18 protein-coding genes (1 of these 18 cut by a window edge) are annotated in these 21,103 nt (G+C 67.7%); 9 read left to right on the top strand and 9 right to left on the bottom strand.

Going from position 1 to position 21,103, the window contains the following annotated elements; genetic code table 11:
• Window positions 1–240: 240 nt before the first annotated feature.
• The 6 genes from HUT07_RS20225 to HUT07_RS20200 all read right to left on the bottom strand — a co-directional run bounded on the left by HUT07_RS20225 (window position 241) and on the right by HUT07_RS20200 (window position 5,930).
• Window positions 241–639, bottom strand: coding sequence for a hypothetical protein (locus HUT07_RS20225; protein ID WP_176022418.1), 399 nt, complete (start codon window positions 637–639; stop codon window positions 241–243).
• A 94-nt stretch (window positions 640–733) separates the two neighbouring features.
• On the bottom strand, window positions 734–2,773 hold the full coding sequence (locus HUT07_RS20220) for an FUSC family protein (protein ID WP_176022417.1): 2,040 nt from the start codon (window positions 2,771–2,773) through the stop codon (window positions 734–736).
• A gap of 3 nt (window positions 2,774–2,776) precedes the next feature.
• Entirely contained in the window at window positions 2,777–4,246 is a 1,470-nt protein-coding gene (locus HUT07_RS20215) for an efflux transporter outer membrane subunit (RefSeq protein WP_176022416.1), read from the bottom strand.
• Window positions 4,243–5,160: an HlyD family secretion protein gene (locus tag HUT07_RS20210; protein ID WP_176022415.1), complete on the bottom strand. Its 918-nt coding sequence runs from the start codon at window positions 5,158–5,160 to the stop codon at window positions 4,243–4,245. Before HUT07_RS20210 ends, HUT07_RS20215 begins: the two co-directional genes overlap by 4 nt.
• Window positions 5,157–5,366 carry a DUF1656 domain-containing protein gene (locus tag HUT07_RS20205; RefSeq protein ID WP_025875651.1) on the bottom strand — a complete coding sequence of 70 codons (210 nt, stop codon included), beginning with the start codon at window positions 5,364–5,366 and terminating at the stop codon, window positions 5,157–5,159. Before HUT07_RS20205 ends, HUT07_RS20210 begins: the two co-directional genes overlap by 4 nt.
• 108 nt (window positions 5,367–5,474) lie before the next feature.
• Window positions 5,475–5,930 (bottom strand): MarR family transcriptional regulator, encoded by a 456-nt coding sequence (locus HUT07_RS20200; RefSeq protein WP_008265191.1) that lies wholly within the window; start codon window positions 5,928–5,930, stop codon window positions 5,475–5,477.
• Window positions 5,931–6,613: 683 nt separating this feature from the next.
• On the opposite strand from HUT07_RS20200, the gene folE reads away from it, so the two are divergent.
• From folE to HUT07_RS20180, 4 genes are all read left to right on the top strand, one after another.
• Window positions 6,614–7,225: a GTP cyclohydrolase I FolE gene (folE, locus tag HUT07_RS20195; RefSeq protein WP_089241981.1), complete on the top strand. Its 612-nt coding sequence runs from the start codon at window positions 6,614–6,616 to the stop codon at window positions 7,223–7,225.
• Between the two features lie 109 nt (window positions 7,226–7,334).
• Window positions 7,335–8,804, top strand: coding sequence for a DUF3375 domain-containing protein (locus HUT07_RS20190; RefSeq protein ID WP_176022414.1), 1,470 nt, complete (start codon window positions 7,335–7,337; stop codon window positions 8,802–8,804).
• Window positions 8,791–9,492: a DUF4194 domain-containing protein gene (locus HUT07_RS20185; RefSeq protein ID WP_176022413.1), complete on the top strand. Its 702-nt coding sequence runs from the start codon at window positions 8,791–8,793 to the stop codon at window positions 9,490–9,492. Before HUT07_RS20190 ends, HUT07_RS20185 begins: the two co-directional genes overlap by 14 nt.
• A 16-nt stretch (window positions 9,493–9,508) precedes the next feature.
• On the top strand, window positions 9,509–12,889 hold the full coding sequence (locus tag HUT07_RS20180) for an ATP-binding protein (RefSeq protein WP_176022412.1): 3,381 nt from the start codon (window positions 9,509–9,511) through the stop codon (window positions 12,887–12,889).
• A gap of 194 nt (window positions 12,890–13,083) precedes the next feature.
• Here HUT07_RS20180 and HUT07_RS20175 read toward each other — a convergent pair whose 3' ends face one another.
• Window positions 13,084–13,863: a sulfite exporter TauE/SafE family protein gene (locus HUT07_RS20175; RefSeq protein ID WP_176022411.1), complete on the bottom strand. Its 780-nt coding sequence runs from the start codon at window positions 13,861–13,863 to the stop codon at window positions 13,084–13,086.
• 72 nt (window positions 13,864–13,935) lie between these two features.
• Here HUT07_RS20175 and HUT07_RS20170 point away from each other — a divergent pair, with 72 nt between their 5' ends.
• Window positions 13,936–14,328, top strand: coding sequence for a YchJ family metal-binding protein (locus HUT07_RS20170; protein ID WP_176022410.1), 393 nt, complete (start codon window positions 13,936–13,938; stop codon window positions 14,326–14,328).
• On the opposite strand, the gene HUT07_RS20165 is transcribed toward HUT07_RS20170, so the two are convergent.
• Window positions 14,310–15,611 (bottom strand): GGDEF domain-containing protein, encoded by a 1,302-nt coding sequence (locus tag HUT07_RS20165; protein WP_176022409.1) that lies wholly within the window; start codon window positions 15,609–15,611, stop codon window positions 14,310–14,312. The two genes, HUT07_RS20170 and HUT07_RS20165, sit on opposite strands and share 19 nt — an antisense overlap.
• Window positions 15,612–15,754: 143 nt before the next feature.
• On the opposite strand from HUT07_RS20165, the gene egtB reads away from it, so the two are divergent.
• The 4 genes from egtB to HUT07_RS20145 all read left to right on the top strand — a co-directional run bounded on the left by egtB (window position 15,755) and on the right by HUT07_RS20145 (window position 21,090).
• A complete protein-coding gene (gene egtB / locus HUT07_RS20160; protein WP_176022408.1) occupies window positions 15,755–17,026 on the top strand; it encodes an ergothioneine biosynthesis protein EgtB in 1,272 nt (423 codons plus the stop codon).
• The gene (gene egtD, locus HUT07_RS20155; protein ID WP_176022407.1) at window positions 17,023–18,000 is read left to right on the top strand and encodes an L-histidine N(alpha)-methyltransferase; all 978 of its coding nucleotides are present in this window, start codon (window positions 17,023–17,025) and stop codon (window positions 17,998–18,000) included. The genes egtB and egtD overlap by 4 nt, the downstream gene beginning before the upstream one ends.
• 197 nt (window positions 18,001–18,197) lie before the next feature.
• Entirely contained in the window at window positions 18,198–20,273 is a 2,076-nt protein-coding gene (locus HUT07_RS20150; protein ID WP_254898945.1) for a lytic murein transglycosylase, read from the top strand.
• A 31-nt stretch (window positions 20,274–20,304) separates the two neighbouring features.
• Entirely contained in the window at window positions 20,305–21,090 is a 786-nt protein-coding gene (locus tag HUT07_RS20145) for a DUF2628 domain-containing protein (RefSeq protein ID WP_176022406.1), read from the top strand.
• 5 nt (window positions 21,091–21,095) lie between these two features.
• On the opposite strand, the gene HUT07_RS20140 is transcribed toward HUT07_RS20145, so the two are convergent.
• Window positions 21,096–21,103: the final stretch of a benzoate/H(+) symporter BenE family transporter gene (locus HUT07_RS20140; RefSeq protein WP_176022405.1), read on the bottom strand. 1,180 nt of this gene lie beyond the right edge of the window; only the last 8 of its 1,188 coding nucleotides appear in the window; its start codon lies off the right edge, out of view; it ends in the stop codon at window positions 21,096–21,098.

The raw sequence follows: 21,103 nt of genomic DNA, 5'->3' as shown, positions 1-21,103 counted from the left end.
AAGCAAGCCATGTTATTCCGACAGATCGCGGGAAACTGTCGAAGGCGGGGTGGGTCCGGTTGGGGGGGGGTGAGCGGCATGGATGCCGCGACCAAGCCCCCATGGATGGGTTTACGGCGTCCCCCGCAACCGGACCCACCCCGCCACCCCACGGATAGCACGCATTTGACGTTGCCGTTGCCGTTGCAGTTGCCGTTGCCGTTGATTCGGCAGGTGCAGGGCGCAGCCCTGCCGCCAGACCTACTCCGGCATCGACACCAGCCCATCCGGATACACGATCGCCGCTTCGTCAGCACTCACGTCGAAGAACCCCACGCCGTGCTTCTCGGCCAGGTCCTGTACGCGGCCATGCGCGCGCTCAGCCACCGAATACGCGAATGCACCGTAGATCACCTGCTGGCCGATGCTGTACTCGGTCACCTCGGCACGGTCGTCATCGTCGTTGCTCAACGGCCCGTTCAAGGGCGGGAATTCCTGCGCCATCTCCGCAAACCAGGCCTGCAGCGCCGGGCTGCTGACCGCCGGGTCGTCGTACTCGTGGCGTTCATTCCACTGCGTCTGCTTCTCGAACCAGGCGATGAAGGCCGCCGCGTCACGCGGGGCCACGCTGGCCTCGAACACCATCATGTCGTAACTCATTGAACTGTCCTGTTGCCGTGGCGTAAGGACGCCGGGCATGGCCCGGCGCTACCGGATGACGATGGTAGCGCCGGGCCATGCCCGGCGGATCGCATTACATGGACGGCGCGCCGGCGTCCGCCCAACCCGGCGCCAACGCCTTCGCCTCCGGGAAGAGCGCGAAGCGCAGGCCGATCAGGCCCATCAGCGCCTCGTCGCGGGCCTTGCAGGCGCCGACGCTGCCGACCCGGCCCAGCGAAGTATCCAGCCGCTCGCGCAGCGCCTCGGCCGCCACCATCGGCTTGCGCGCGGCAATCTGCCGACGGTAGTGCGCGGCGATTTCCTCCAGGATGTGCTCGACCGCCTCGCGGCTGCGCTCGGGCAGCTCCAGCCGGGCGCGGCGCAGCTGCAGGATGTTCAGGCCGATGCGTGCTTCGTTGAGCATGTCCACCGAGGCGATGTCGCTGCCTTCCGGCGTCGCCGCCAGGCGCGGTGCGAGCAGGCCCAGCAGGTCGAGCATGCGTGCGGCGAAGCGCTGCCGGTCCTGCTGGCCACGGCCTTCGGCGGCCTCGGCCAGCGTGGTCCAGCCTTGCCGCACCAGCCGGCGCGCGGTCCATTCGGCACCGACCGAACGGAACAGGCGGGTCATCACCACCGCAAACCCAATGCCGATGAACATCGCGATCGACGAGTTGAGGAAGGTCTGGATGTTGGCGCTGTAGGTGTTCTGCAGGCTCAGCAGCGCGGCCAGGTTTACTGTCAGCGGCAGTGCGAACAACGCGCTCTTGGGGTGGTGCAGCATCAGCCCCAGCGGCAGGAACGCCACCGCCAGCACCAGCGCCAGCAGGCCGAAGTCGTGCACTGCCGGGAACACGCCGAACAGGTACACGCCGGCCACTACCGAGGCGACCATCGCCCACACCAGGAACGACACCATGCTCGGCGCAGGGTCATCCTGTGCGGCGAAGAACGCGGCGGTCACCGCCGCCATCATCGCGCCGTTGCCACCGCCTTCCCAGCCCAACGCGATCCACAGCACGCAGTAGCTCATCAGCGCCACGCCGGCGCTGAGCGCGGAGAACATCGCCATGCCGTAGTCGACGTGCTTGTCGGCGGCCACCCGTTCGGTGCGGATGCGGTAGTGCGCGCGGTCCAGCGGCGCGGTGCCGTGGTCGATCGCGTGTTGCAGGGTGCGGCAGTCCTGCCACAGGTCCACCAGTTCTTCCAGGCGCAGCAGCAGGCTGGCCAGCTGCAGGTGCTGCAGGTCGCGGTCCACCTGCGGCTTCAGCGCACTGATGCGCGCACGCAGGCGAGCGTACTCGCTGGCATTGGTCGGCCCGTCCAGCCAGTCGTGGATGTCGTCGATCAGCGCCGGCAGGCCTTCCGGCAACGCCTGCCCGTCGCTGCGCAGCGCGCTCAGCCGGTCGGCGATCGAGGACAGCACCGGCAACAGCAGCAGCATGCGCTCGCGCAGGCGCTCCATCGACACCGCCGACCCTGCATGGCGTGGATCATCGCGGCGCAGGAATTCGATCAGCGCCTCGAACTGCACCAGGTCGGCGGCGAGCCGGTTGCGCGGCGCATGGGCGCGACCACGTTCAAGGATCTGCCGGCACCACTGCGCGGCGTCCTCCATCCAGTTGCCGATGCGGGCACGCAGCATCGGGCGCACCGAGGCCGGGAACAGCAGCGAAGCAAACAGCACTGCCACCACCGTGCCGAGGATGATCTCCTCGCTGCGCGCCACCACCGTGTCGAAGATGGTTTCCGGCGAGGTCACCGCCGGGAAGCCGATGAAGGCGGTGGTGTAGCCGGCCAGCAGGAACGCGTAACCGCGCGGTCCGCGGTTGAGCAGCGCCATGAACAGGCAACCGGCCAGCCAGATCGACATGGCCGCGCTCAGCACCAGCGGCGTTTCCACCAGTGCCGGCAGCACCAGCAGGGTGGCCAGCCCGGCCACCAGGGTGCCGACGATGCGGTATACGCCCTTGGCACGGGTCGGGCCCAGCAGCGGCTGGCTGACGATGTACACCGTGCCCATCGCCCAGTACGGGCGCGACAGGTTGCCGGCCATGGCGATGTACAGCGCGGCCACCGCGGCCAGATAGGTCTTGATCGAGAACAGCCAGGCCTGGCGGTCGGTCAGCGCGTTCATGGCTTACTTCGCCGAGGCCTGTGCGGTGGACGGTGCAGCGGGGGCGACCGTTGCCTGCCAGCCGCCACCCAGCACCAGGAACAGATGGATCTGGTCGCGCGAGACCTGCGCTTCGGCAGCGGCCAGGGTGGCGTCGCTGGTGGCCAGGCTGCGGTCGGCATCCAGGCTGGACAGGTAGGGCGTACGGCCACCCTGGTAGAGCCGGCGGTTCTGCTCGGCGGCCAGCGCGGCCTGCTCCTGCGCGATGCGCAGTGACTGCAGGCGGCGCAGGTCCTGTGCATAGCGGTCCAGCGCGGTCTGGGTCTCGCGCAGCGCCTGCAGCACGGTGTGGTCGAACTCGGCCAAGGCGGCGTCAGCACCGGCTTCGGCGGCGTGGATGCGCGCGTGCGTGCCCGACGACGGCAACGTCCACGAGATCAGCGGGCCGATCGACCACTGCTGGGTCATCGGCGTGCCGAAGTCTTCCAGCAGGCCGGCGGCGCCCACCGAGGCACCCAGGCGGATGTCCGGGTACAGCTCGGCCGTGGCCACGCCTATGCGCGCGGTGGCCGAGGCCAGCTTGCGTTCGGCCTGGCGCACGTCCGGGCGGCGCTGCAGCAGCGTACGGCCATCACCGACCGGCAGCGGCTGCGCCAGGCTGGGCGCGTGCGCGCAGTCGATCACGCCGGCCGGCAGCTGGCCCGGGGTCTGGCCCAGCAGTGCGGCCAGCGAATAGGCGGCCGCCGACCGCTGCGCCTGCAGCGGCGGCAGCGCAGCTTCCAGCAGCGCCACCTGGGCATTGGCGCGGGCCAGCTCCGGCGGCGTGCCACGACCGGCTGCGATCAGGCGTTCGGTAACGGTGCGGCTGCGCTGCTGTAGCTGCAGCGAATGCTCGGCCACGTGCAGTTCGTGGTTGGCGTGGCAGATTTCCAGGTAGCTGTCGGCCACCTGGGCGACCACACTGACCTGGGCCAGATCGCGTGCCGCCGCCACCGACTGTTCGTCGGCACGCGCCGCTTCGGCACCACGCTTGAGCTTGCCAAACAGATCGAACTGGTAGCTGACCGCGAACTTGCCGTCGGCCAGATTGATCACCGGCAGCTCGTGCTCCTGCAGGAACGACTCGGCCGACAACTGTGCGCGGCTGATGCCGGCTTCGGCTTCGTACTCGAAGCCACCGGCGTCCATCGCCTGTTCGTACACGGCAGCGGCGCGGCGCAGATGCGCATCGGCGGCCTTCAGTTCGACGTTGTCGCGCAGCGCCTGGGTGATCAGCCCATCCAGCACCGGGTCGTTGTACAGCGACCACCAACGGTCGGGCAGCGCTTGGTTGGCGGTCACCTGCGGGTTCTGGGTATCGATGAAGGCCGCATTGGCCTCCGGCCGCTTGAACGCCGAGCCTTCCGGCAGGGCGTAATCCGGGCCGACGGTTCTGCAGGCGGCAAGGCTGGCCAGCGCGACGATCAGGCCCAGGCGGGGCAGGGCGGCGTTCACAGGCCCGCCTGTGTCGGCGCTGCGCCGGCCTTCTTGTTCTGCACGTGGCGGCCGGTGTCCACGGTCACCGTGGCGGTGCGGCCGGCGATCAGTTCCACTCCAGCAGGCACCTCATCGATGGCGATGCGCACCGGGATGCGCTGCGCCAGCCGCACCCAGTCGAACGCCGGGGTCACGTTCGGCAGCAGGGTGCTGCCGTTGCTGCGGTAGCGGTCCTCGATGCCGGCGGCGATGCTTTCCACATGTCCGGTCAGCGCGATGTCCTCGCCCATCAGGCGGATGTCCACGCGCTGCCCAGGGGCCACGCCGCGCAGGCGGGTTTCCTCGAAGTAGCCATCGATGCGGAACGAACCGGTATCCAGCAGCGCCAGCACCGGCTTGCCGGCCACCACGTAGTCGCCCACGCGCATGGTGCGGTCGTTGACCCGACCGTTGGCCGGGGCACGCACTTCGGTGCGGGCCAGGTTGAGCTCGGCCAGGTCCACCGCGGCCTGCGCAGTGGCCAGTGCGGCCTGTGCAGCCTGCAGCTTGGCCCGGCGCACTTCGGCATCCTCGGCGGCAACCAGGTCCTGCAGGCTGCGGTCGCGGCCGATCTCGCGGCGCAGCTGTGCGACCGACGCCTGGCGTTCGGCCAGGCTGGCGCGGCTCTGTTCCAGCGCGATGCGATAGCGCGCGCGGTCGATCACGAACAGCAGGTCGCCCTTCTTCACCGCTTGGTTGTCGGCAACCTGCACCGTTTCGACCAGGCCGGACACATCCGGCGCCACCTGCACCACGTCGGCGCCAACGTGTGCATCGCGGGTCCACGGCTCATCCATGTAGTAGACCCACAGCTGGCGCAGCACCAGCAGGGCGACGATCACGGCTGCACAGGTGAGCAGCACCGGCACGGTTTTCTTCACGATCTTGTTCACGATTGCATCCAACGCAGGAGGTGGAACAGCAGTCCCAGCACGATCCCGTACAAGGCCAGGTTGAACAGCGCCGGGTGCCATACGTGGCGATAGGCGCCGGCACGCTGCAGCAGCGCGTGCAGGCCGCTGTTGACCAGGTAGGCCAACACCATCAACCCGAGCAGGGTCGGGACGAACACTCCGTGGAGACTGAATTCACCGGGCATCGGTAGGGGCAGGGGCGGTATGGGGAAGGGGAGGTGGAACAGAACAACGGCAACGGGCGAAAGCCGCTGGCGTATGCACGGCAGCGGCGGTGTTCACAGGCAGTGGGCTTACGTGATGCGGTCGGCAGCCTCGGCCAGCAGGCGCCACGCCTTCAGTACGGCGTGCAGTTCATCCATGGAAAGCTCGCCGAACACGTCCTGGCGCAGGCCGATCAACTGGTCTTCCAGTTCGCTGACCAGCGCCTGCCCGGCGTCGGTCAGCCACAACAGGTTGGCGCGACGGTCGCTGGCGTCGCTCTCGCGGCGGACCAGGTCGCTGGCGCACAGCTTGTCCAGCAAGCGCACCAGGGAAGGACCTTCCATGCCCAGCTGCTGGGCCAGCGCCACCTGGCGGATGCCACCCCCGGAGCGGCCGATCATCAGCAGGGGCATGGTGCAGGCGGTGGAGATGCCGTAGCTGCCGAGCCGGCTGTCGGCCAGGCGCTGCCACTGCCGCCCTGCGTACAGCAGGCCGGAGCTGAGCTGCATCTGCAGCACGGTGCGCTCGTCGAGGGGTCGGTCCATAAGTAATAGATAGGATACTACTAATTTCATTCCTATCAATGGGTTTTGCTGAATGGGTGGGTGTGTTGAGGAAAGCGTTGCGCCTGCTGGTTATCGGTTGGGGCGGCGGAGGGCCGGACGGGGCAGGGCACGCTGCAAGTACGTCCATGTAAGCTCGATCGGCGCATCCATGCGCCTCACGGCCCTGCCCCGCCCGGCCCTCCGCCACCCACCCCACATCCCGCGAGCGCGGTGGGTTGGCTCTTTAAAGGCAAGAGCGGGAGCAGAAGCAGTGCGGACCAACGGTCCGCACCCACCAGGGCGGTGACGGGCCGCCTCCGAAGCCATGAACCCCAGCCTTTTTAGCCCCGCTTTCGGGCGGTCCGGCCGCGCCCGCAGGAAACTGTCAGGGAGGTTGGGAGGGGGCTGCGCAGGACCGTTGGCGCCATGGATGGCGCCAACGAGCCCCCATGGGTGAGGGCGTTTTGCCTGCGAGGCATGCCTCGCAAGCGCCCGAACGCACAGCCGCCAGCGGCTGGGCCGGACCCCGGAGGGGGGTTTACGGCGTGTCCTGCGCAGTCCCCTCTCAACCTCCCAACCGATAGCAACGACGCGCTAACGCGCCCCCCGATGAACCGTCCCCAGAGGACGACCCACCCCCCGGTCGGGTACGATGCTCGCCCCCCGTTCGGGCGCTGTATGCAATGAGCAAGAACAACGAAAAGGCCGCCCCGCAGGGCGATGTGACCCAGGTCCAGGCCGAGGATGCCGTGCGCACCCTGCTGCGCTGGGCCGGTGAGGACCCGACCCGCGAAGGCCTGCTGGATACCCCGCGCCGCGTGGCCGAAGCCTATGGCGACTGGTTCAGCGGCTACCGCGACGACCCGCGCGCCTACATGGAACGTACCTTCGAGGAAGTGGCCGGCTACGACGAACTGATCGTCCTGCGCGACATCGAATACGAAAGCCACTGCGAGCACCACATGGCGCCGATCATCGGCCGCGTGCACGTCGGCTACCTGCCGGCCGGCAAGGTGGTGGGCATCAGCAAGCTGGCACGCGTGGTCGAAGCCTACGCCCGCCGCTTCCAGGTGCAGGAGAAGATGACCGCGCAGATCGCCCAGTGCATCCAGGATGTGCTGCAGCCGGTCGGTGTCGGCGTCGTCGTCGAAGGCGCCCATGAGTGCATGACCACCCGCGGCATCCACAAGCGGGGCGTAAGCATGGTCACCTCGAAGATGCTGGGCAGCTTCCGCGAAGACGCCCGAACCCGCGCCGAGTTCCTGCGCTTCATCGAAGTGGGCGGCAAGCGCTGAGCGCCGTCGCCTCCCGGTGGCGGCCCCGCGTGGCCGCCGCCTTCGCCGTGCCTGCGTCGCGCCTGCGCGCGCGCGTCGGCCGCCGCGCCCTTCCGACCGATCCCGCTGCATGAAGCATCGCGAACGCATCACCCGTTACCGCCACCTGCGTGAACAGCCACAATGGAAGCTGCTCGCCGCCGACCATGCACCGGAAATCATCGGCCTGCTGCAGGGCCTGCTGATGGACGGCGATCGCACGTTGCCTGCCTCGGTCCTCAACGAGCGCCTGCAACGCGCGCTGGACCAGCTCAACGGTGACGAGTTGTCGCGCGACTTGCCGCGGACCGCGCAGGCCTACGTCGCCCATTGGTTGGCGCAGGGCTGGCTGGAACGCCGGTTGCCCGAAGGCGCCGACCAGGAGCAGTACGAGCTCTCGACCCAGGCGCTGCAGGCGATCCGCTTCGCCGACAGCATGGAGCAGGCCCGCGTGGCCGCCACCGAAAGCCGCCTGGCATTGGTCATCGAGCAGCTGTCGCAGCTGGCCGCGCAGACCGAGGCCGATCCGGACGCGCGCCTGTCCGCACTGCGCGACGAGCGCGACCGCATCGATGCCGAGATCGCCCGTGTCGGTGCCGGCCGCGTGACCGCGCTGGATGGCAAGCGCGCGCTGGAACGTACGCGGCAGATCATCGGCCTGGCCGACGAACTGACCGAAGACTTCCGCCGCGTGCGCGACGACTTCGAACAGCTCAACCGTGATTTCCGCGAACGCATCATCGATGACGAGGGCGAGCGCGGCGACGTGCTGTCCAAGCTGTTCGAAGGCGTGGACGTGATCGGCGAGAGCGACGCGGGCCGCAGCTTCCAGGCGTTCTGGCGCCTGCTCAACGACGCCGAACAGAGCGCCCAGCTCGATGCTGCGCTGGAAACGCTGCTGGCCCGTGGCTTCGCCCGACGGCTGGATCGCAACGAGCGCAATTTCCTGCGCGGCTTCACCAGCACCATGCTCGAGCGTGGTGGCCAGGTGCATGACGTGCTGCAGAACTTCGCGCGCAGCCTGCGCGGTTTCGTGCAGAGCCGAGGCTACCTGGAACAGCGCCGCCTCAACCAGCTGTTGAAACAGGCGCAGTCCGAAGCACTGGCGTTGCGCGATGACTTCCCTGCGCAGCGCGCCATCGGCCGCGACCTGCAGCTGACCACCAGCCGCCTGCGCTCGTGGTCGCAGTGGAAGCTGCACGACCCGCGCAGCGCCCAGGTCGATGGCAACGTTGAATACAACGATGCGGCCAGCATCAGCCTGGAAAGCGTGGGCGACCTGGTGGCCTCGTCAGAAATCGATTTCCGTACCCTGCGCCGCGATCTGCACGACCTGCTCGATGCGCAGCCGAAACTCAGCATTGCCCAGGCCCTGTCGCAGCGCGAAGCGCCACAGGGACTGGGCAGTGTCATCGGCTACCTCTCGCTGGGCACGCGCTTTGGCAGCGTGATCGCCGGCGAACAGGAGCTTGCCGAATGGCGTGGTGGCGACGGCCAGATCCGTCGTGCCCGCATCCCGCTGGTTTGGTTCACCCAGGAGAGACGCCATGAGCTGGCATGAAGATCCCATCGACGCACCGCATGCCGACCTGGCCGAAGACGCTTACGAGGCCGAGCCGGTGGCAACCGTGGCGCAGCCCCGGCGCGGCAACGACGTCTACTACATGGGCGATACCGGCCGCCTGCCGCTGGATGCGCGCCGCGCGCTGTGCCAGCTGCTGATCGGCCCCAGCATCGACCAGCTGCGCCATGCCAGGCTGTGGCCGGCGCTGATCCGCAGCGAAGCCGGGATCCGCTCGGCGCTGTCGGACCTGTTCCTGGAACTGGTGCTTGACCGTGACAGTGGCGTGGCGTTCACCCGCCAGGCCGATACCGAGGACGTCGATGCACCGGTGCTGCTGCGCACGTCGCCGTTGACCTTCATCGATTCGGTACTGCTGCTGTACCTGCGCCAGCAGCTGGGCGAAGCCGATGCACGCGGCAACCGCGCCGTGGTCGCCGACGCCGAAATGGCTGAAGCACTGGCCATCTACGAAAAGAACCTGTCCACCGACCGCGCCGGCTTCAACCGTCGCGTCGCTTCGGCGGTGCAGAAGATGAAGGACAACCACATCCTGACCCGCCTCGGCGGCCAGGAAGACCGCCACGAAGTCTCGCCGGCGTTGAAGCTGCTGTTCTCCGCCGAAGACGTATCCCAGCTTTCGGCGGTGTACCGCCAGCTGCGTGAAACCCCGGCCGCTGAAGCCTGAGAGACCCGAGCACCGCATGGCCATTTCCAAGCACACTCCCGCCCTGTTCAACGACGGCCTGCCGGACCCGCGTCTGCAGCAGTTCCGCATGCGTCGCCTGCAGGTGCACAACTGGGGCACCTTCAACGGCTTGACCGAAGTGCCGATCGCCGAGCGCGGCTTCCTGTTCGTCGGCCGCTCCGGCTCGGGCAAGTCGACCCTGCTCGATGCGATGTCCGCACTGCTGACACCTCCGGCCATCGTCGACTTCAACGCCGCCGCGCGTGAAGCCGAGCGCAGCGGCCGCGACCGCAACCTGGTGTCCTACGTGCGTGGCGCGTGGGCCGATCAGCAGGACAGTGGCACCGGTGAAATCGCCACCCAGTACCTGCGCAAGGGCGCGACCTGGACCGCGCTGGTGCTGGAGTACCGCGCCGGTGATGGCCGCGTGGTCAGCTTGGTACGCCTGCTCTGGATTGCCGGCAGCAGCACCTCCGCCGGTGACGTCCGCAAGCACTACATGATCGCCGAGCGCCCGTTCGACATCGCCAAGGACCTCGGCGGCTTCGACCTGGACCTGCGCAAGCTCAAGCAGAAACTGGCTGACGTCCACCACTTCGATACGTTCTCCGGCTACGCCGAACGCTTCCGCCACCTGCTCGGCATCGACAACGAGATGGCGCTGCGCCTGCTGCACAAGACGCAGTCCGCGAAGAACCTGGGCGACCTCAACGTCTTCCTGCGCGACTTCATGCTCGACACGCCGAAGACCTTTGACGCCGCCGAACGGCTGGTCAGTGATTTCGCCGAACTCGATGGCGCGCACCAGGCCGTGGTCACGGCACGGCGCCAGGTCGAAACCCTGCAGCCGGCGCGTGAGCATTACGGCGACCTGCAGGCGATGAGCCGCCGTCGCGGCGACGACGAAGCGCTCAAGCTCGGCATCGACAGCTTCCGCGAAAGCCGCCGCCAGTTGTTGATCGAAGCGCGCCTGCGCGAGATGGATACGCGCGATCGTGGCCTGCTGGGGGAAGAAGCACAGCGTCGTGCGGCGCTGGACAACCACACCGAACGCCTGGCTGAGCTGGAACTGCAGCGCCGTCAGCAGGGCGGTGAGCGCATCGAGGAACTGGAACGCGAGCAGGGCCGCGCCGAAGCCGAGCGCGACCGCCGCCTGGCCAAGCAGGCGCAGGCGCAGGACGCCGCACAGAAGCTGCAGGCAGCGTTGCCCGACGATGCACATGGCTTTGCCGAGCTGATCGAGCAGGCGCAATCCGAACTGGAAGACCGTCAGCGCGCTTCGAGCGCCCTGGACGATGCCATCAGTGAACGGCTTGGCGGCAAGCGTGATGACGAGCGACGCTTCTCTGAAGTACGCGGTGAACTGGAGGCGATGCAGCGCACGCCCTCCAGCATTCCCGCGCCGATGCAGAAGCTGCGTGCGCGCTTGGCGGAAGAAACCGGCATCTCCGAAGCGGCCTTGCCGTTCGTCGGCGAACTGATCCAGGTCCGTTCGGAGGAGCAGAGCTGGCAGGGTGCGATCGAGCGTGTGCTCGGTGGTTTCGCGCAGTCACTGCTGGTCGATGACAAACACTACAACGACGTCGCCGAATGGGTGAACCGCACCCATCTGGGCATGCGTTTCACCTACTACCGCGTGCGTCGCAACGACGAGGCGTTCGCTCGCGAACCGTCCGCAAAGTCACTGCTGCACAAGCTGGAACTGCGCGACCACGTGTTCGAAAGCTGGCTGCGCCGCGAGCTGGGCAAGCGCTTCGACTACGAGTGCGTGGATGCCAAGCAGCTGCGCAACGTCGACCGCGGCATCACCCGCGAAGGCCAGGTCAAGCATCCGGGCGACCGCTTCGAGAAGGACGATCGCAGTGCGGTGAACGATCGCCGTCGCTGGCTGCTGGGCTTCAGCAACGGCGACAAGCTCGCCGTTTTCGAGAAGGAAGCGCAGGAGCTGGCCGCCCGTATCGCCGGCTGCGATACCGACATCGCGCGCCTGCGCGGCCAGCGTGACCGCGACAACGAACGTCGCCTGGCCTGCCACCAGTTGGCCGGCATCAGCTGGAACGAAATCGACGTCGCCGCGCCGCAACAGCGCCTGGCCGACATCGAGGCCAGCCTGCACGCCCTGCGCGAAGGCAACGCCGACCTGGCCAGGATCGCCCAGCAGATCGACGCCACCCGCGCCGATATCGAGCAGGCTCGCCGCACCTATGAAGACACCCGCGTCGAGCGCGGCCAGCTGGTGCGCGAACGCGACCGCCTGGACCGTGCCCGGCAGCAGAGCCGTGCGTTGGTGCTGCCCAACCTGGGTGAAGCGCAGGAAGCCGGCCTGGCCGAACGCCTGCAGGAGCAGGGCCCGCTCAGCCTGGAAACGCTGGAAGCGCACATGCGCCAGGTCAGCAACGCGCTGAACGAACAGCTGTCGTCTTCGCAGCAGGACGTCAACCGTGTCGAGAACCTGCTGTTGGGCTGCTTCCGCCGCTTCATCCAGCAGTGGCCGGAAGAATCGGGCGACTTCACCGTGTCGGTGGCCTCGGCCGAGGATTTCCTGGCCCGCCTCGAACGCCTTGAACGCGATGGCCTGCCGCAGCACGAAGAACGCTTCTTCGACCTGCTGCAGAACCAGAGCAAGAACAACCTGCTCGCGCTGCAGCGGCACAGCGCCGAGGCCCGCAAGTCGATCGGCCAGCGCCTGGACGAAGTCAACGCCAGCCTGGAGCAGGTGCCGTTCAACCGTGGCACCCTGCTGACCATCGAGCTGAACGACCGGCGCCTGCCGGAAGTGCTGGAGTTCCACCACCAGCTGCGCGAAGTGTTGTCGCAGCAGCAGACCGAGCAGCGCGACGTCGCCGAAACGCAGTTCACCGTCCTGCGCCAGCTGGTCAACCGTCTGGGTTCTCAGGAAGGTGAAGACAAGCGCTGGCGCGAGGTGGTGCTGGACGTACGCCTGCACGTGGAGTTCATTGGCGTGGAACTGGATGTGGAGACGCGCCAGCAGGTCGAAATCTACCGCAGCGGCGCCGGCAAGTCCGGTGGCCAGCGGCAGAAGCTGGCCACCACCTGCCTGGCGGCAGCACTGCGCTACCAGCTCGGCGGTGCCGACAGCCAGCTGCCCAGCTATGCCGCGGTCGTGCTCGACGAAGCCTTCGACAAGGCCGACAACGAGTTCACCGCGCTGGCGATGAACATCTTCGACAACTTCGGTTTCCAGATGGTGGTCGCCACCCCGCTGAAATCGGTGATGACGCTGGAGCCGTTCATCGGCGGCGCCTGCTTCGTCGAGATCAGCGGCCGCCACGATTCGGGCGTGCTGCTCATCGAGTACGACGAAGAAGGCAAGCGCCTGAAGCTGCCGGAGCGCAGCCGCCAGCAGGCCGACGAACCGGAAGAAGCCGAGGCCTGACTGCCTCGGTCGGCACCCGGGTAATGCCGGCCGCTGGCCGGCAATCCCCTGTAGAGCCGAGCCATGCTCGGCTGCTCTGCGCGACCGGAAACAACGTGCCAACCAAGGTTGGCACCTACCAGAAGCAGTTCTGTCTTTGCTTCTGCCTGGCCCGACCGCCCTCGTAACAATCAAAGCGCCCGCGACGCGGTGGATCACGAACTACGGAACGTATCCCACGCCATCCGTGCGATCAGCACCACCACCAACCCTACGAACAGCTTGCGGATGAACGGCGTGCCGCCCTTCAGCGCCAGCCGCGTGCCCACCACCGAACCGATGATGTTGCCCGCTGCCATCGGCAGCGCGAACAGCCACAGGATGTTGCCGGTCGGCACGAAGAACGAGATCGCCGCCACGTTCGTCGCCAGGTTCACCACCTTCGACGCTGCCGATGCACGCAGGAAGTCCAGCCCGAAGAAGCGCACGAACAGGAAGATCAGGAAGCTGCCGGTGCCGGGCCCGAAGAAGCCATCGTAGAAACCGATCGCCGCACCGATCGCCAGCGCGATCGCCAACTCGTTGCGGCCGATCTCGCGGGGCCGGTGCAGTGCGCCGAAGTCCTTCTTCCACAGCGTGTAGGCCAGCATCGCCACCAGCAGCACCAGCACCAGTGGCCGCACCGCGTCCTTGGGCAACAGGCTGACCGCCGTAGCGCCAAGGAAAGAGAACACGAAGGCCGTACCGGCAGCGAACAGCACCGGCTTCCACGGAAAGCGCACGTTGCGTGCATAGCGCCATGCCGCCGCGCCGGTGCCGAACATCGAGCTGAACTTGTTGGTGCCGAACAGCATCGCAGGCGTCTGCTGCGGCAGCACCGTGAACAGGCCCGGCAGCTGCACCAGTCCGCCCCCACCCACGGCCGCATCGACCAGGCCGGCAATGAAGGCGATCACCACCAGCCACCACAACTCAGGAGGAATCAGTTCCAGCACGGCGATCGATCAAGGAGAGGGCGCGACAGCATACGCCTGTCACATTGCCGCCGCCCACGCGACAATACCCGCATGAGCCGAACCGCCCCCGATCCCTGTCCCTGTGGCCTGGCCGCCGACTACGCCGCCTGCTGTGGCCGCTTCCATGCCGGCGACGCCGCGCCCGACGCCGAGCGTCTGATGCGCTCGCGCTACAGCGCCTATGTGCGCCATCTGCCGGAGTACCTGCGCGCCACCTGGCATCCGGATACCCGCCCTGCCGAACTGTCGCTCGATGATGCCCCCGGCCAGCGCACCCAGTGGCTGGGCCTGACCGTGCAGGACCACCAGGTGACCGGCACTGACAGTGCCGAGGTCCGCTTCACCGCGCGCTACCGCGTCGGCGGCGGCAGCGCGGTGAAAATGACCGAGCACAGCCGCTTCCTGCGGATCGAAGGTCGCTGGTACTACCTCGACGCCGTCTGAGCGTGGCTGCCGCGCACGGCCAGCACGCGCTGGCCGCCATGCGCGCACACGCGGTTGCGACCTTCTTCCTTGGCCGCATACAGCGCCTGGTCGGCGGCCTTGACCACCCCGGCCGGGCGCGGATCAACCCGACTGTCGGCCAGGCCGATGCTGACGGTCACCTGCACCACCGCACCGCCACCGCCGCGCCCGCGCTGCTGCTGGCCAAGCGTATCGTCACGGCTGCGGGTGCTGCGATCGCGCAGCTGCATCCGGCTCTGTTCGATGCCCACTCGCAGCGCCTCCACCGCCTCCACGCAGGCCGACGCCGGGCGGTCGAGGAACACCACGGCGAACTCTTCGCCGCCATAACGGAACGCGCGGCCACCGTCGCCCACCCGCGACAGCCGTGAGGCCACCAGTTTCAGCACATCATCGCCGGTGTCATGGCCATGGGTGTCGTTGAACTTCTTGAAATGATCGACGTCGATCATCGCGATGCTGTAAGTGCCGGTGGCGCGCTTGAGGGTCTCGTTGAATGCCCGGCGACCGGGCAGGCCGGTCAGCTCGTCGCCGAAGGCCATGTGGAAAGACTCCTGCAGGGTCGCCGCCAACATCAGCAGCAGCGCCGCCACGCTCAGCGCCGGCAGCAGTACCGGCTGCAGGAAGATCCGCGGCAGCATCCACCACAGGCACAGCAGGGCCAGCAGCATCGCCGTGTGCAGCGGCCGCGGCTGGCGCCATGCCTGCCATCCCAGTGCGGCGGTGGCCAGCAGGAACAGCACGGCAGGCAGCTGCGCCAGCGCATTCCAGTCGCTCGGTATCCAGCGGAAGTGCCGGTTCGACAGCAGGTCGTGCATGCCTTGCGGCTGCTGTGCGGCCAACAGGATGAAAACCGCCACGGCAACGCCGCTGGTTGTGGCCCTCAGCAGCAGATCCTGGCGGCGGCGCCCGCGCTCGGGCCACAACGCATGCACAGCGAACAACAATGGCAGCCAGGTCGAGATCGCGTGGAAGCGCAGTGGCGTCAGCGCCGTTACCCGGCCATCGCGCAGGTAGTGCCCCAGATCCTGGTGCAGCACCGCGAAGGCCAGCGCCACCAGCAGCAACAGGCACAACGTGCGCACCTGGTTGTACAGCAGGGCAAGGCCTGCACCCAGGCAGGCCAGCAACCAGGGCAGGATGCGCTGCCCGGCGCGGCCGACATCGTCGTTTTCCAGGCTCGCCCACAGCACCAGTGCGACCAGCACGGCGGGCAGCACGAACAGATAGTGCACAGGCTGTCGGAGCGGATGATGGGACACACGGAATTCCAGCGCGGTCACGACGCGGCCGCAGCACTGCCGTTAGCGGCGTGGCCATGCCCTTCTTGAATACGCGCCTGATGTGAACACCACGGCACCGGGCCATGACATCGCGCTCACCGGCCCCGGTCGAAGCTGATTGCATGGACAGCGTACCCGCCGCCGTCGCTGCCCCGCAGCACGACCTCGCCCGCCACTTCAGCCATGTGCGGGGGCGCAGCGTGCAGTTGGCCGCACCGCTCAGCCCCGAAGACGCCCTGCTGCAGAGCATGGCCGATGCCAGCCCGGCCAAGTGGCACCTGGCCCACACCACCTGGTTCTTCGAACGCTTCGTCCTCGCCAGCCGCCCTGGCTATACACCCTGGGATCCGGCCTGGGACTATCTGTTCAACAGTTACTACAAGAGTCTCGGCCCCGCCCACGCACGGCCGCAGCGCGGTCTGCTCTCGCGACCCTCGCTGCAGCAGGTCCATGCCTACCGGCGGCACGTGGATGCGCAGGTGCTGACACAGCTGCGCGACGGCGATCTGGGCAGCGACGCCCTGCACCACCTGCAGTTGGGCCTGCACCACGAACAGCAGCACCAGGAGCTGCTGCTCACCGACATCAAGCACGCGTTCTGGTGCAATCCGCTGCAGCCTGCCTATCGCGATGACCTGCCTGTCGCCGTCAGCGGCCACAGCGCGCAGGGTTGGGTCGAGCAGAGCGAACGCATCGTCAGCATCGGCGCACCCGCTTGGCCGCAGCACGCCACATTCGCCTATGACAATGAATCACCCGTGCATCGCGTGCTGCTTCCTGCGCATGCACTGGCCGAACGCCCACTCAGCAATGCCGAGTACCGCGCCTTCATCGACGCCGGCGGCTACCGCGATCCACGCTGGTGGCTGAGCGAAGGCTGGGCGCTGCGCGAGGCCGAGCAGTGGCAGCATCCGCTGTACTGGCACGACGACCTGCTGCGCGAGTTCACCCTGGGTGGCTGGCGCGAGCTCGATCCGCATGCGCCGGTCTGCCACCTCAGCTACTACGAAGCCGATGCCTGCGCACGCTGGGCCGGTGCGCGCCTGCCCACCGAATTCGAATGGGAAGCGGCCGCCGCCATGCAGCCGGTCGAAGGCCACTTCGCCGATGAGGACCATCTGCATCCACAGGCAGGGCAGGGCGACGGCCTGCGCCAGCTGTTCGGCGATGTCTGGGAATGGACCAGCAGTGCCTATGGCGCCTACCCCGGCTTCCGTCCGTTCGCCGGCAACCTGGGCGAGTACAACGGCAAATTCATGTGCGGCCAATGGGTGTTGCGCGGTGGCAGCTGTGCCACCCCGCGCGGCCATGTGCGTGGCAGCTACCGCAACTTCTTCACGCCACCGGCGCGTTGGCAGTTTTCAGGCATGCGCCTGGCAAGGGATCTTTCATGAGCACCGTCCAGGCTGCGCTGCAGGCGCTGACCGACCTTACCCCCGGCCGCCAGCAGATCCTTGCCGATGCCGTAGCAGGTCTGTCGCACGCCTCGCGCCAGCTGCCGTCCAAGTACTTCTACGACGCGCGCGGCTCGCGCTTGTTCGAGCAGATCACCCACACCCACGAGTACTACCCCACACGCACCGAGCTGGCCCTGCTGGATCGGGTGCTGCCGGAGATCGCGCAGGCGGTCGGATCGCGCGTGCATGTGGTCGAACTGGGCAGCGGCAGTGGCCGCAAGACCGCGCGCCTGCTGGCCGCGCTGCAGGATCCGGTGGCCTATACGCCCATCGAGATCTCGCGCGCGGCCCTGCTGTCCAGCATCGACCACCTGGCCCCTGCGCTGCCGGACGTGGAAATGTTGCCGGTGTGCGCCGACTTCACCCGCCCAGTGCAGGTTCCCGCGTCGGATCGGCCCGCCGCGCGCCGCCTGCTGTTCTTCCCGGGCTCCACCCTGGGCAACTTCGCCGATGAGGACGCTATCGCGCTGCTGCGCGCGATGCGCCAGACCATGGGCAGTCAGGGCCTGGCGCTGATCGGCATTGATCTGCACAAGGACCCGGCCCTGATCGAGGCTGCCTACAACGATGCCGACGGTATCACCGCCGCCTTCACCCTGAATCTGCTGGCGCGTCTCAACCGCGAGGTCGGCAGCGATTTCGATCTCGACGGCTTCCGTCACCAGGCGCGTTACAGCACCGCGCGCCTGCGCATCGAAACCGACCTGGTCAGTCAGCGCGAGCAGGACGTCCATCTCGACGGCCGCACCTTCCACTTCAGCGCGGGCGAACCGATCCGCGTGGAGTACAGCCACAAGTACACCGACGCCAGCTTCGGCCACCTCCTGCAGCAGGCAGGGCTGGAGGTGGCGGCGCACTGGAACGCAGACGATCCCGCCTACGGCCTGCGCCTTCTTCGCCCCGCACCCTAGCCACAGGTAGTGCCGGCCGCTGGCCGGCAATCTCGACCAACCTGGCCGCCCCTCCGCGTTACCATGGCTGCAGCACCGGCAACACGGAGGACGCCATGCCCATACTGACCACGCTCGGCCTGGCCGCCGCACTTGCCCTGCCAGCGGCTGCTCCGTCGACAGCAGCGGCAACCGCAGATCCCGCGTTCGCCCGCTGTATGGCGGCTTTGCAGACGACTGCCGCCTCCCAGGGCATTGCCGCCGACCGTTTCACGGCCATCACCGCCGGACTGCAGCCCGATCCCAGCGTGCTGCCGCTGCTCGACGCGCAGCCGGAGTTCACCACGCCCATCTGGGACTACCTGGCCGCGCTGGTCGATCGCCAACGCGTTGACGACGGTCGCGCCATGCTGCAGCAGCATCGCGATCTGCTTCAGCGCGTATCGGCGCAGTACGGCGTCGATCCAGTCACCATCGTCGCCGTATGGGGCGTGGAGAGCGACTACGGCCGCGTGTTCGGCAAGCGCCCGCTGCTGCAGTCGCTGGCCACGCTGTCCTGTGCCGGCCGTCGGCAATCCTTCTTCAGAGGCGAACTGCTGGCGCTGGTCAAGCTCATCGACAAGGGTGACCTGCAGGCGCAGGGCCTCACCGGCTCCTGGGCCGGTGCCTTCGGCCACACCCAGTTCATGCCCAGCACCTACGCACGCATTGCCGTGGATGGTGATGGCGACGGCCGCCGCGATCTGGTCGGCAGCATTCCCGATGCACTGGCTTCCACCGCCAACTATCTGAAGCGTGCTGGCTGGCGGACCGGCGAACCCTGGGGCATGGAAGTCCGTGTCCCCGCTGGTTTCAACGCCAGCCAGTCCGGCCGCACCCAGCGCCGCGCACTGGCCGACTGGCGCGCACTGGGCGTGACCGGCCTGGACGGCAGTGCGCTGGCGCCGGCCGGTTTGCCTGCCGATGCCCGCGCGGCGCTGTTGCTGCCGGCCGGCAACAAAGGCCCGGCGCTGCTGGTGTTCCGCAACTACGATGCGATCTACAGCTATAACGCCGCAGAGAGCTATGCCCTGGCCATCGCCACCCTGGCCGACCGCCTGCGTGGCGGCAACGGTCTGGTCACCGCCTGGCCCACCGATGATCCCGGTCTTGGCCGCGACGAGCGCCGCCAGCTGCAGACCCTGTTGCTGGCGCGCGGCCATGACATCGGTGCCGCCGATGGCATGATCGGTACTGCCAGCCGTCGCGCGATCCAGGCTGAGCAGCAGCGCCTGGGCTGGGCCAACACCGATGGTCGCGCTGGCCAGCGCATTCTGCGCGCGCTGCAGGGCGAACCGCAGGCGAAGGTTCCGGCCACGCCCACCCGCTTCAGCCTTCCCACCAACTACAGTGCCGCGCAGTCGCCGGCCATCCGGAGTCGATCCAGCGTGCAACAGATAAAGGGTGTCAGCAGCGGCCAGTTCCAGGGACTCGATGCCTGGCTGGTGGAAACACCGCAGGCCACTGCCGCGATCAGCGTGTTCGGAGGTCAACTGCTCTCGTTCGTGCCCAAGGGCCAGCCCGAAGTGATGTGGCTCTCGCCCAAGCGCGCGCCACTGCCCACACCCATCCGCGGTGGCAGCCCGGTATGTTGGCCCTACTTCGGCCGGCAAGGGCAGGGCGATGACGTACCCGCCCACGGTTTCGTGCGCACTTTGCCCTGGGAACTGCAGCAGGCGCGCCGCCTCGACGATGGCAGCATCGAACTGACCCTGGCGCCGCCTGCATTGGACAATCTCGGCCTGCGTCTGACCATGACCGTCCGTGTCGGCCGTGAACTGCGCCAGCAGCTGGTCACCGAGAACACCGGCAAGGCCCCGACCACCTTCACCCAGGCGCTGCACAACTATTTCCGTGTCGGTGACGCCAGCAGGGTCGACGTCGACGGCGTCGATGGCCTGGACTACCTCGACAAGTTCGAGAACTACGCCCAGCCGCGTCGCCAGCAGGGCCCGTGGTCGCTACGCGATCCGCGTGATCCGGGCCGCAGCGACCGCATCTACACCCAAGCCGGCGGGCACTATGTGCTGCGCGACCCGGTGCTCAAGCGCCGCATCGACATCCGTACCGAAGGCAGCCGTTCGCTGGTGGCATGGAACCCGGGTACCGACGCTGCAGCGAAGATGGCCGATGTCGGCGACGGCTGGCGCGACTATGTCTGCCTGGAAGCCGCCAACGCCGGGCCCGACGTGGTCACCGTCGCCCCAGGTGGCCGCCACACGCTGGTGCAGACGCTGTCCAGCGCATCGCTGTAAACCACGCAACGCCCTCACAGGAAGATCTTCAATGCAGGAAGCACAGTGGTACTACGCCCGCAACGGCAAGAGCGAAGGTCCAGTGGACCTGGCCGGGCTGCAGAAATTGCAGCAGGACGGCGTCATCGCCGGTCACACCCTGCTCTGGTGCGAAGGCATGGCGGGTTGGCAGCCGTTGCAGGCGCTGCAGTCGACGGCCAGGGCAGCGCCGGCTGCCGACGATATCGCCGATGGCTCGGCAGCTCCGCGTGCCGATGAGGCCGCCGTCGCCGCAGCGGCCAGCCAAGACCCCTACCGCGCACCGACCGCTTCCGGAACGCCCGATGTCATTCCACTGGGCGCCGGACTGACTGGCCAGATGGGCTTGTATGCAGCCGTTGTCGGCGGCAACTTCCCGATCTATCGCAAGCGTTGGCGCCTGGACCAGGGCACAGCGAACGCGACGGGCACCTGGCATTGGCCAGGGTTCCTGTTTGGCGTGATCTGGATGATGTACCGGAAGATGTACCGCATGGCTGCCATCTGGGTTGGCGTGCTGGCGGCCTCCAGCGTCGTCGAGGCATTCGTCGATGTACCAGAGGCCCTGTCACTGGTGATCAACCTGGGTCTGAGCGCCACCGTGGGTGTCCTGGCCAACAGCTGGTACCTGCAGCACTGCCAGCGTGAGATCGCGCGCGCCCAGTCGCTCAACAGGGACAATGAGGCTGCGGTGCGCAGCATGTTGGCAGCACGCGGCGATACCAGCGTGATGGGGGCCGTGATCGCCATTGCCGTGTCCGTCACCCTGGGTATCGTCGGGGTCGTGTTGACCGGCTGATTCCCTCAGCTGG

This window comes from Stenotrophomonas sp. NA06056 (assembly GCF_013364355.1).
Lineage (GTDB): Bacteria > Pseudomonadota > Gammaproteobacteria > Xanthomonadales > Xanthomonadaceae > Stenotrophomonas.
Note: the sequence above shows the minus strand (reverse complement) of the source record. Positions and strands in the feature narration are given on the sequence as shown.